This window comes from Pseudomonas sp. LBUM1676 (assembly GCF_059695605.1).
In genome coordinates this window covers 1,755,978-1,767,994 of sequence record NZ_CP166777.1, presented here as the reverse complement: position 1 = coordinate 1,767,994, position 12,017 = coordinate 1,755,978, and the positions used below count along the sequence as shown (strand labels likewise).

General features: G+C 63.1%; 9 protein-coding genes. 4 read left to right on the top strand and 5 right to left on the bottom strand.

The annotated features are described in order from the left end of the window. Positions 1-56: 56 nt before the first annotated feature. Complete coding sequence (locus ACA041_RS08275; protein ID WP_497442027.1) at positions 57-1,472, top strand: type VI secretion system Vgr family protein; 1,416 nt, start codon at positions 57-59, stop codon at positions 1,470-1,472. A gap of 3 nt (positions 1,473-1,475) precedes the next feature. Here ACA041_RS08275 and ACA041_RS08270 read toward each other — a convergent pair whose 3' ends face one another. After that, positions 1,476-2,867, bottom strand: a complete 1,392-nt coding sequence (locus ACA041_RS08270; protein WP_497440666.1) for an FAD-dependent oxidoreductase — start codon at positions 2,865-2,867, stop codon at positions 1,476-1,478. Positions 2,868-2,877: 10 nt separating this feature from the next. Continuing rightward, positions 2,878-4,203, bottom strand: coding sequence for an MFS transporter (locus ACA041_RS08265; protein ID WP_497440665.1), 1,326 nt, complete (start codon positions 4,201-4,203; stop codon positions 2,878-2,880). A gap of 267 nt (positions 4,204-4,470) precedes the next feature. On the opposite strand from ACA041_RS08265, the gene ACA041_RS08260 reads away from it, so the two are divergent. Then, positions 4,471-5,343 (top strand): LysR family transcriptional regulator, encoded by an 873-nt coding sequence (locus tag ACA041_RS08260; RefSeq protein WP_497440664.1) that lies wholly within the window; start codon positions 4,471-4,473, stop codon positions 5,341-5,343. A gap of 118 nt (positions 5,344-5,461) precedes the next feature. On the opposite strand, the gene ACA041_RS08255 is transcribed toward ACA041_RS08260, so the two are convergent. Beyond that, the gene (locus ACA041_RS08255; protein WP_497440663.1) at positions 5,462-6,325 is read right to left on the bottom strand and encodes a LysR substrate-binding domain-containing protein; all 864 of its coding nucleotides are present in this window, start codon (positions 6,323-6,325) and stop codon (positions 5,462-5,464) included. A gap of 109 nt (positions 6,326-6,434) precedes the next feature. On the opposite strand from ACA041_RS08255, the gene ACA041_RS08250 reads away from it, so the two are divergent. Beyond that, a complete protein-coding gene (locus ACA041_RS08250; protein ID WP_497440662.1) occupies positions 6,435-7,544 on the top strand; it encodes a 2-aminoethylphosphonate--pyruvate transaminase in 1,110 nt (369 codons plus the stop codon). A 157-nt stretch (positions 7,545-7,701) separates the two neighbouring features. Continuing rightward, the gene (gene phnX, locus ACA041_RS08245; RefSeq protein WP_497440661.1) at positions 7,702-8,529 is read left to right on the top strand and encodes a phosphonoacetaldehyde hydrolase; all 828 of its coding nucleotides are present in this window, start codon (positions 7,702-7,704) and stop codon (positions 8,527-8,529) included. Between the two features lie 165 nt (positions 8,530-8,694). Here phnX and ACA041_RS08240 read toward each other — a convergent pair whose 3' ends face one another. After that, a complete protein-coding gene (locus ACA041_RS08240; protein WP_497442026.1) occupies positions 8,695-9,621 on the bottom strand; it encodes a 1-aminocyclopropane-1-carboxylate deaminase/D-cysteine desulfhydrase in 927 nt (308 codons plus the stop codon). 291 nt (positions 9,622-9,912) lie between these two features. Beyond that, positions 9,913-11,952 carry a 2,4-dienoyl-CoA reductase FMN-binding domain-containing protein gene (locus ACA041_RS08235; protein WP_497440660.1) on the bottom strand — a complete coding sequence of 680 codons (2,040 nt, stop codon included), beginning with the start codon at positions 11,950-11,952 and terminating at the stop codon, positions 9,913-9,915. Between the last annotated feature and the right edge of the window lie 65 nt (positions 11,953-12,017).

Sequence of the window (12,017 nt, the reverse complement as noted above, 5' to 3'; positions counted from 1 at the left end):
AAACAGCTTTGGTTTCGTACGCTCTTGGCCTGTATTCCATGGCAGAAGCGCATTCGATGCTCAACGACAAGGAAACCCCCTTCACCCTGACACTGCTCGAGGACGACTTGAGTTTTCAGGTGATGCAGTTCAGCGGTCATGAAGCCCTCAACCAGACCTATCGATTCGAGGTCGAGGTGATCGGCCTGCCGCCGGCCATGAACCTCGACCGGTTGTTGCAACAGCCGGTGTTCCTCAGCCTGGGAGATGGCGAGGGGTTTCACGGCGTCCTCCACAGCGCCAGTCACGAATACCGCGGTGCGCAGCAGGTCGGCTACAAACTGGTGCTGGTGCCCTGCCTGCTAGCACTGGACCGCGACAGCAGGCGCCGGGTGTTCCACGACCTGAGCGTGCCGATGATCCTGCGCCAGCTCCTGGAGGAACATGACCTGCCCGAAGGCAGCTATCGCTTCGAGCTGGCGAACGGGCACTATCCGCCGCGGCCGTTTTGCATTCAGTACGAGGAGAGTGACCTGGCCTTGCTGCAGCGCCTGTGCGAGGAAGAAGGCATTCACTATCACTTCGAACATCACTGCGACGGGCATGTGCTGGTGCTGGCCGACGACAGCCTGAGTTTCCCCCAGGAACCGCTGCTGACACCATTCCAGGCTGATACCGACCCTGACCCTGCGCAGCCGGCGATCAGTGAGTTGTTTCAGCGCCATGAAGCCCAGCCCTTGCACACCCGGTGGGATGCCAGGAACCGTGGCGCGCCGGATGCCGGCGATGGCGCGGCCAACCATGGCTTCGGCAAGCCGTCGCCGAAGATGGCCAGGCCCGATCCCGGGCAGGATCAACGCAGCCGTCGACAGCTGCAGCGCCTGCGTTGCCTGCAGCAGCAGGTGCATGGCCAGAGCAATCATGGGGCGATGTGCAGCGCCCGGATCATCCAGGTGGCAGCGCATCCGCTCTCATGTTTCAACGATCAATGGCTGCTCACCGAGACCCGACATCAGGGGCAACCGTCCTTGAATCCGGCCGCGGGTTGCGGTGCGCTGATTTATCGCAATCAGTTCAGCGCCATTCCCTGGTCGACGGAGTTTCGCCCGGCGCTCAAACAGGCCAGGCCGAGCATCCCGGGCTATCAGCCAGCCCGGGTGCTTGGCCTGACCGGGCAAGCGCCCAAGCTGGATGATCGCGGCCGGATACAGGTCCGGCTGTGGCCGACGACGCCTGCCGATCCGCAGGAGTGCGTCGGCCTCTGGCTGCCGCTCGCCCTTGCAACGCCCCACGGCTGGATCGACCCGCACCGACTGCCAAAAGCCGGCAGCGAGGTGCTGGTCAATTTTCTCGACAGTGATCCGGACCGACCGGTGCTGTGGGTCGGCCTGGGGCAAATCCACACCCCGGAACCGGCCCGCCCCCGTGAGCCACGCAACGACGCCCGGCTGCTGCTGGACTGGCTGGTCAATCGCACGGACCTGACGCCCTGACGCTCAGCCTTTATCGGCTTTGCCTGCGGCTGCGGCGAACTTCGCCAGGCGCACGTCCAGATGCCGCGGTCGGTGCCCGTGATCCTCGGCGCGCTCCTTGCGGCGGATGGCGTTGCGCACCAGCAGCGAGCCGAGGTAACGGATCGGCTCCGGCGGAAAATAGCCCAGGGGACCGTTGACCAGTGGCGATCGGGTCCAGGCATTGTCCAGGCCCTGGACCATCGAGGCGAGAATCTGCCCGCCCATATGGCAGGGACCGACGCCGCTGCCGGAATAACCGAAACCGTAGAACACATTGCCGCTGGCACTCATCTGGCCGAAGAACGGCAAGCCCGTCACCGAGCGATCCGAGGGACCGTTCCAGGTCGCCTCGACTTTTACCTCGGCAAACGCCGGAAAAAACTCGCCTAGGCTGTGCTTTAACAGACCGGCATAAGGCGATGGCTGATCGAACACCGGCAGCATCCGCCCGCCGTAAGCAAAGGTATTGCCGCCCTTGCCGAGCATGATCCGGCCGTCCGGCGTGTTGTGGTAGTAGTGCACGAAAATCCGCGAATCGAGCACCGTGACGCCGCTGGTCAAACCGATCTGGTTGAGCAGGTCCGGCCGTGGCTCGGTAATCGCCATGTCGCTGGAAACGATCGCCACGCTGCGTTCGAACTGTGGAAACGCCCGGGCCATCCAGGCGTTCATTGCCAGCACCACGCGGTCGGCGCGGATCGTGCCGTTCGCCGTTTGAATCGCCGCGGGCCGGCCTTCCAGCAGCCCGGTCATGGCGGTGCGCTCATGTATTCTCACGCCGAGTTGCAAGGCGACCCGACGCAGGCCGCGCACCAGTTTGCCCGGTTGCACGCTGGCGGCGGCCGGGGAAAACCAGCCTTCCAGGTGCTTGCTGGAGCCGGCCATGCGCTGCACGTCCGCCACCGGCCGCTGGGTGAACGAGTTGATGCCGTTGCGCTCCAGCGCTGCGATCACCGCATCGGTGGAACCGCATTGGGCGCGGTTGGTGGCGGTGTAGAGCGTGCCATCGAGGCGGTAATCGGCATCCACGCCGTACTGCTCGCAGAACGTGCCGATCGCATAGATGCTGCGCTCGGATTCCTTGACCAGGCGCACCGCCTCTTCGACACCAAACAACCTTTCCAGGGTGAAATATTTGGCCGACCACGACAGCGCGCAACCACCGTTGCGACCGCTGGCGCCCGCCCCGCAAATGTCCGCCTCGATCAGCAGCACGTCGAGCTCGGGGTTGTGTTCCTTGAGCATGATCGCGGTCCACAAGCCGGTGTAGCCACCGCCGACAATGCACACATCGGCGCGGGTATCACCCGACAACGGTTCGCACGGCGCGCAGGACTCGGCCGCCAGCGCCTGTTCCAGCCAGAAAGGTCTCATGGGTCAATCCTTATGTACGCAGGGGTTTTACGCTCATCGGCTGGTCAGGCTCGGAGGCGCTTTCGGATAGCAGGACAGCCGGGCGACTGTTCCAGTGCGGGATCAACACCAGCGCGGAGAACATCGCGCAGCCGGCGAAGACAATGAACACGGTGACCGAATCGAAGTAACCCGGCAGCAAGCCACCGAGAATCGCCCCGACCGAACCGCAACCGTTGACGAACCCGGCCGCGGTCGCGCCAGCCTTGGCGGTGCCGAAGTCGATGGCGGCCGCGCCGCTGATCATCGAATCCGGTCCGTACAACGTCAGGCCCATGACGAACAACAGGGCGACCACCAGCATCACGCTGCCGGTTTGCAGTGCGGCCATGAACAGCGCCAGGGACACGGTCAGCGCCAGCAAACTGATCACGCAGGCCGGCATGCGTCGGGCGCCGAACAGTTTGTCCGAGGCCAGCCCCAGCAGGATCGGCCCGAGCAACCCGGCCAGTTCGAACGCGGTAGGGATGATCGCCGCGCCGACCTTGCCGACTGAGGGCATCTGCTCGAAGACGATCACCGGCCCCCAAAGCAGAATCGCGTAGCGCGCCGGTTTCAGCAGAAAGTACGCCAGCCCCAACACCAGCACCGTGCGGTTGCGCAGGATTTCCCGTAGTGGTTCCAGGACGCTGATTTTGCTTTGCGCGTAGGCCTCGTCGGCGGTCAATTCGGGTTCTGGTTCCACCGCCGGCAGGCCGACGTCCTCGGGTTTGTTGCGCTGGAAAATGAAGAACAGCAACGCCACCACACCGACCACCGCCGCGCTGGAAATGAACGCCGCGTGCCAGCTGCCGATCAGCGTGTACGCCCACCAGCCGGCAAACGGCGACGCCACCAGGCCGCCGAAGGCGTAGCAGGAACTCCACAGCCCCAGTACCCGCCCACGCTGCTCGGCGGGGAAAAAGCTGCCGATGTTCTTGCACAATCCCGACCATCCCGTGGACTGCGCCAGGCCCTGGATCAACATGCAGGTGGCGAAGATCGGCAAGGTGGCGAAGCTGCCCATCACCAGTGCGGCGGCCGCGGAAATCAGCAAGCCGCCGAGCACCACGACCCTTGGGCCAAAGCGGTCGGCGAGGATGCCCCAGGTGAATTGGCCGATGGCATACGCGGCCAGGTAGATGGCGTCGAGGTTGGCCATGGCCATTTTGTCTAGGGTGAAGGTGGGGTCTTCGGCGATCCCCAGTTTTGCCACGGAAAAGGCTTTGCGGGTGAAATAGAACGCGGCGTAGGCGAGCCAGGTGATCGCGAAGATCTGCACGCGCCAACGCTTGATGGTGCCGATGTGCTTGTTCATTGTGGTTCTGACCTCAGGGTGTGAGTGTGCCGGCAGAATTGGAAGAAAACGCCTGTGTTTTTATTGTTGAGCACTGCGATATCGCTGCTTCCCTGAGGCGATACCGGTCAGATGAGTCCTGCCATTGCACGCGCAGGCTCATGGCCACTGCGGCTGTTCGACCGACCAGTCACCGAAGCTGAGGCCGATAAAAACAATTACTGATTAATAAGTGAAATCGATTTATCGTATTTCCAATATAAGCTCAGCTTGTTACTGGAGGTTTCGATGTCGGTTTCCCACGCCCAGCTCAAAGCCTTCCACGCCGTGGCCGTTCACGGAAGCTTCACCCGAGCCGCCGAGCGGCTCTTTCTCACGCAACCGGCCATTTCCGACCAAGTGCGCAAACTCGAAGAGCGCTTCGGCGTGTTGCTGTTTCACCGCAACAAACGCTCGGTGCGCCTGACCGACCTGGGTGAGCGCCTGTTGAGCGTCACTCAGCGCCTGTTTGTGATCGAGGCCGAGGCGCAGGAATTGCTCCAGGCTTCCCAGGCGTTGCAGACCGGCAGCCTGATCCTGGCGGTGGATGCGCCGGTGCATGTGCTGCCCCAGATCGCTCGCTTCTGCGAGCGCTACCCCGGCATCAGCGTGAAGATCGAAACCGGCAATACCGATGAATCGCTGTTCCGGCTGTTCAACTATCAGGCTGACCTGGCGTTGCTGGGACGTGAGGTCAGCGACCAACGATTGATCTCGCTGCCGCTGCGCAATGACCCGATGGTGGCGTTTGTTTCACGCAGTCACCCATGGGCTGACCGCGAGTCCATCTGCCTGGCGGACCTGGACGACACGCCGTTGGTGCTGCGGGAAATCGGCTCGGTGACGCGCCAGACCCTGGAAGAGGAAATGGCCCGGGCCGGGTTTCGCATCCGGCCGGCGATCGAGGTCGAGGGCCGGGAGGCGGCGCGGGAGGCAGTGGGGGTGGGAATTGGGGTGGGCGTGGTGTCGGCGGCCGAGTTCGGTGCGGATTCACGGGTGTGCGCGTTGCCGATTACCGATTGCACCCGGCGATTGACCGAGACGCTGGTGTGCTTGCGCGAGCAGAGTTCGCGGCGGGTGGTGGCGACGTTTCTGGAGATGGTGCGTGGGAGTCTTGTGTAGGCAGGGCTGACCCCTTCGCGAGCAGGCTCGCTCCCACAGGTTTTGTGGTGTGCATTAGAACTGTGGTCAACATAGATCCCTGTGGGAGCGAGCCTGCTCGCGAAGGCCGCGCCGCGGTTTAGCTGACAGGTGCCAACTCAAAGAACGCCTGAATCAGGCGCAAATCCCGCCGCCGTTCCATGCAGCCGATCATGTGCCGGTTCACCAGCCCATCACCGATAATCGGCACCGCCACCACCCGCGGGTCATGGCTGACTTCCACCGATGACACCACGCCCACCCCCAATTCTGCCGCAACCGCCTCGGTCACCGCCTCGCGACTGTCCAGCTCCAGCAACACCCGGGGATTGACCTTCGCCTGGGCGCAGGCCTCATCGAACGTGCGCCGAGTGATCGAACTCGGTTCACGCAACACCATGATCACCTGGTCCAGCGCTTTGATCTGCACCCCTTTGGGCTTCTGCGCCCACGGATGTCCTTCAGGCACCAGCGCGCAAATCCGCGATTCGCTCAAGCCTTGCAGATGCAAGCCCTTGCGCGGCTCGACCTCGGTCAGCACCGCGACGTCGGCGTGTTCGGACAACAGCGCCGCCAGGGTTTCCTGGGCATTGCCCAAGCGCAGGTTAACGGTGATCCCCGGATAACGCGCCCGCAGGCTGGCCAGCATCGGCATGACCATGTGCGGCCCGTCCGCCGCCACTTCCAGGCGACCGGTGAGCAATTGCCGGTTGGCTTCGAGCATCACCTGCGCTTCTTCCGCCAGGCCGAACATGGCCCGGGTGATCGCCGCCAGTTTGGTGCCCTCTTCCGTCAACTCCACTCGTCGCGCAGTGCGGCGCAACAGGGTGATCTGGTAGTGCTCTTCCAACGACTTGATATGCCCGGTGACCGCCGGCTGACTGATGAACAACCGTGCAGCCGCCCGGGTGAAGCTGCCTTCGCGGGCGACGGCGTCGAACGCGCGGAGCTGGAACAGGTTCATGAATAACCCTCACTGATGGTTGGCATAACAACAAACAATTTGATTGATAGCACGGCAAATTGCAATTTAGGCCCCGTAGCTTCATCCCATCGATTGCGAGGACACGAGAATGAGTACCGCCGAACCCATCCTGCTCACCCCCGGCCCGTTGACCACTTCGGCCCGCACCCGCCAGGCGATGATGGTCGACTGGGGTTCATGGGATGACCGCTTCAATCAGCTGACCGCCAGCTTGTGCGAGCAACTGCTGACGATCATCAACGGCGGCGCCAGCCACCACTGCGTGCCCCTGCAAGGCAGCGGCACCTTCGCGGTGGAAGCGGCGATCGGCACCCTGGTGCCGCGTGACGGCAAAGTCCTGGTGCTGATCAACGGCGCGTACGGCAAACGTCTGGCGAAAATCTGCGAAGTGCTCGGCCGCCCGTTCAGCACCTTTGAAACCGCCGAAGACGAGCCGACCACCGCCGCCGACGTCGACCGCCTGCTGCACGCCGACGCCAGCATCACCCACGTCGCGCTGATCCACTGCGAAACCAGCACCGGCATCCTCAACCCGCTGCCGGAAATCGCCCAGGTCATCGCGCAACACGGCAAACGCCTGATCATCGACGCCATGAGCTCCTTCGGTGCCCTGCCGATCGACGCACAACAGGTGCCCTTCGACGCGCTGATCGCCGCGTCGGGCAAATGCCTGGAAGGTGTACCGGGCATGGGCTTCGTCTTCGCTCGCAAAGAAGCCCTGGCCAATGCGGCCGGCAACTCGCACTCGCTGGCGATGGACCTGTTCGACCAGCACAGCTACATGGTCAAGACCGGCCAGTGGCGCTTCACCCCGCCGACCCACGTGGTGGCCGCGCTGCACGAAGCCCTGCTGCAATACAACGAAGAAGGCGGGTTGCCCGCCCGGCATCAGCGCTACGCCAACAACTGCCAGGTGCTGCTCGATGACATGGCCAAGCTGGGTGTGCGCAGTTTCCTGCCGGCCGCGATCCAGGCGCCGATCATCGTCACCTTCCACGCACCGAAAGACCCGCGTTATCAGTTCAAGGAGTTCTACGAACGGGTCAAGGCCAAGGGTTTCATCCTCTACCCCGGCAAATTGACCCAGGTCGAAACCTTTCGCGTGGGCTGCATCGGTCACGTCAACCAGGCCGAGATGCACGCGGCGGTGGCGGCGGTGGCCGAGGTGTTGCGCGAGATGGAAGTGCTCGACATCTGAACCACACCGCCTTCCCCCCTGTGGGAGCGAGCTTGCTCGCGATGGGGCCTGCTCAGTCGACATCAATGTTGAATGAAAGACCGCTATCGCGAGCAAGCTCGCTCCCACAGGTACATCGAACTCCCAAATATCTCGTTCTCACAGGAATTTGATCACCATGAACTACACCAACCCAACCAAACTCCAGGCCGCCATCCTCGACTGGGCCGGCACCGTGGTCGACTTCGGCTCCTTCGCCCCGACCCAGATTTTCGTCGAAGCCTTCGCCGAGTTCGACGTCCAGGTCTCCATCGAAGAAGCCCGCGGGCCGATGGGCATGGGCAAGTGGGACCACATCCGTACCCTGTGCGATCAGCCGCAGGTCGCCGAACGTTATCGCGCCGTGTTCGGCCGCACGCCGACCGACGATGACGTCACCGCCATCTACAAACGCTTCATGCCGTTGCAGATCGAAAAAATCGCCGAGCATTCGGCGCTGATCCCCGGCGCGCTGGACACCATCGCCAACCTGCGCCAGCAAGGCATCAAGATTGGTTCCTGCTCCGGCTACCCGAAACAGGTCATGGACAAGGTGGTCGAACTGGCTGCCACCAACGGTTACGTCGCCGACCATGTGGTCGCCACCGACGAAGTCCCCAACGGCCGCCCGTGGCCGGCACAGGCTCTGGCCAATGTGATCGCCCTGGGCATCGATGACGTCGCCGCCTGCGTGAAAATCGACGACACCGTGCCAGGCATTCTCGAAGGTCGTCGCGCCGGCATGTGGACCGTGGCACTGATCTGCTCGGGCAATGCGCTGGGGCTGGATTACGAAGGTTATCGTGCCCTGGGCAGCGATAAACTGGACAGCGAGCGCAAGCGCATCCACGGGATGTTCGAAGGCTCACGTCCGCACTACATGATCGACACCATCACCGACTTGCCGGAAGTGATCGCCGACATCAACAAGCGTCTGGCCAATGGCGAGATGCCGCAGACCAGCTGATTCACCGCCTCCCCCTGTAGGAGCGAGCTTGCTCGCGAAGGACTCGAGAGCGCCGCGTTTAACCAGTAAGCACGCGTAATCGTTAACGACCATCGCGAGCAAGCTCGCTCCTACAGTGGGCCGCGTTTTTTGTAGCAGTGTCATCTGCCCCTGAGCCTTGGCACTCTACGTCTGTGTACTGAACCCCCGGCGGCCCTGCAAGCCGCCGGTATGGATAAAGATCAGGCGCGTTCCCCAGGCGAATTTCCCTGCTTCAACCTGCTGCTTGAGCGCCAGCAAAGCTTTGCCGGTGTACAGCGGTTCGAGGGCGATCCCACTGGCCTGTTCGGTCTGTTCGATGAATTCGAGCAACAACGGGTCGACCTTCGCAAAGCCGCCGCGACTGGCATCGAACAGTTCATACACGGCGTTGACCAACCCCGCTTCCTGGACAATGCACTCGACCTGCTGCGCCACGCCATGATCATCGGGCACGGCCAAGGTGCCATACACCGGATGCTCACCCTCTTCGGCCAGCACCAGGCCGGCCAACGTCGTGCCGGTGCCGCAGGCCAGCCACCAGCCGTGGTAGTCGCTCCAGCCCAGAGCTTCAAGTTGCGCCAGTACCATGCGCTTGAGTTGCATGCAGCCTTTTGCCCCCGGCAAGCCGCCGCCACCTTCCGGCACCGGCTGCAGATCGGGATACAGTGCCTGCCATGGCTGCCAGAAACCGGGTTGGTGCCGCGCGCGATATCCGCCATAACCCAGCCAGTGCAACTGCATGCCGAACGCCTGCAGGTCCTTTACCGTGGGGGTGGCTTGCGGATGACCGCGCAGCAGACCGACCGTGGGGAATCCGAAGCGTTTGCCGGCGGCGGCCAGGGCATGCAGGTGGTTGGAGTGGGCTCCCCCGAGGCTGATGATGCCCTGGGCACCGGCAAGGTCGGCGGCCTTGAGGTGTTCGATGAGTTTGAACCATTTGTTGCCGCTGATCAGCGGGTCGATCTGGTCCAGGCGCAGGATGGCGAGTTCGATGTTGGCGGTGCGGAGCCAGTCGAGGTGGAGGGGTTCGAGGGGGGCTTGGGGTAGCCAATCTTCTGGAGGGGAAAGCATTGGCGCCTGAATGTACTCGGAAAGAGCCGACATTCTAGTCGCTCATAAGCCGCCTTCGCGAGCAGGCTCGCTCCCACATTGGATCTGTGAGCGACACAAATCTCCTGTGGGAGCCAGCTGGCAGGAGGAAAAAGCATCAGCGCCTGAATCTACTCGGAAAGAGCCAGCATTCTAGTCACTCATAGGCCGCCTTCGCGAGCAGGCCCGCTCCCACATTGAATCTGTGAGCGACACAAATCCCCTGTGGGAGCGAGCCTGCTCGCGAAAGCCATTGGTACGCTAGGCCTGCTGTTACAGCTCAGCAGCCAACCGCGATCCCTGATTGATCGCCCGCTTCGCATCCAGCTCCGCCGCCACATCCGCGCCGCCAATCAAATGCACGTTCTGCCCCGCCGCCAGCAGCCCGTCGTGCAATTCACGCAGCGGGTCCTGCCCGGCGCAGATCACGATGTTGTCCACCGCCAGCAGTTGCGGTTCGCCGCTTTCGCCGATGCGAATGTGCAAGCCTTGGTCGTCGATCTTCAGGTACTCGACGCTGTTGAGCATTTGCACCTGCTTGTTCTTCAGGCCTGTGCGGTGGATCCAGCCGGTGGTCTTGCCCAGGCCGTCGCCGACCTTGGACTTCTTGCGCTGCAGCAGGAACACGTCACGGGCCGGGGCATGGGGGGCGGCCTTGATGCCGGCCACGCCGCCACGGGCTTGCAGGTGCGTATCGATGCCCCACTCCTTCCAGAACGCGGCACGGTCCAGGCTGGTGGCCACACCCTGGTGCACCAGGAACTCCGACACGTCGAACCCGATACCGCCGGCGCCGATCACCGCGACACGCTTGCCCACCGGTTTGCGCTCGAGGATCACGTCCAGGTAGCTCAGCACCTTGGCGTTCTCCACGCCCGGAATCGCCGGGGTCCGCGGGGCGATGCCGGTGGCCAGGATGATCTCGTCGTAACCGCCCGCCAGCAACTGAGCCACATCGACCCGAGTGTTCAGGCACACCTCGACATTGGTCGTCTGCAGCTTGCGATTGAAGTAGCGCAGGGTTTCGAAGAACTCTTCCTTGCCCGGCACGCGCTTGGCGATGTTGAACTGGCCGCCGATTTCACTGGCCGAATCGAACAGCGTCACCTGATGGCCACGCTCGGCGGCCACGGTCGCCGCGGACAGGCCCGCAGGACCGGCGCCGACCACGGCGATTTTCTTGATCTGCTGCACCGGCAGGTAATTGAGTTCGGTCTCATGGCAGGCCCGCGGGTTCACCAGGCAGCTGGTCAGCTTGCCGCCGAAGGTGTGATCCAGGCAGGCCTGATTGCAGCCGATGCAGGTGTTGATTTCATCGGCACGGCCAGCAGCGGCCTTGTTGACGAAGTCCGGGTCAGCGAGGAAGGGCCGCGCCATGGAGACCATGTCGGCATCGCCTTCGGCCAGGATCTGCTCGGCGACTTCCGGGGTGTTGATGCGGTTGGTGGTGATCAGCGGAATCTTCACCGAGCCGCGCAGCTTGGCCGTGACTTTGCTGAACGCACCGCGCGGTACTTTGGTGGCGATGGTCGGGATTCGCGCTTCGTGCCAGCCGATGCCGGTGTTGATGATCGTCGCACCGGCCTGCTCGATGGCCTTGGCCAACTGCACGATTTCTTCCCAGGTGCTGCCGCCTTCCACCAGGTCGAGCATCGACAGACGGAAGATAATGATGAAATTCGGACCGACGGCTTCGCGCACCCGGCGCACGATTTCCACCGGCAGGCGCATGCGGTTTTCGTAGCTGCCGCCCCAACGGTCGGTGCGGTGGTTGGTGTGCGCGGCGAGGAACTGGTTGATGAAATAACCTTCGGAACCCATGATCTCGACGCCGTCATACTCGGCCTTTTGCGCCAGGGTCGAACAGGTGACGAAATCGCTGATCTGCTTCTCGATGCCCTCCTCGTCCAGCTCCTTGGGCTTGAACGGGTTGATCGGCGCCTGGATCGCACTCGGCGCGACCTGTTTCGGGCTGTAGGCATAACGACCGGCGTGGAGGATCTGCATGCAGATCTTGCCGCCCGCTTCGTGCACCGCGCGTGTCACGATCTGGTGCTTGAGTGCTTCTTCCTCGGTGGTCAGCTTGGCCGCACCGGAATACACCCCGCCCTCATCGTTCGGGCCGATACCGCCGGTGACCATCAGGCCGACGCCGCCCAGGGCTCGCTCGGCGAAATACGCTGCCATGCGTTCGAAACCGCCGGGCTTCTCCTCGAGACCGGTGTGCATCGAGCCCATCAGGGTGCGGTTGCGCAACGTGGTAAATCCCAGGTCCAGCGGGGCCAACAGGTGCGGGTAATGAGCGGCGGCCATCGGTAACTCCACAACGAGCGATCACGGAAATAGTGTGGGGGCTCTTTGGCCCCCCTCTGTCATGT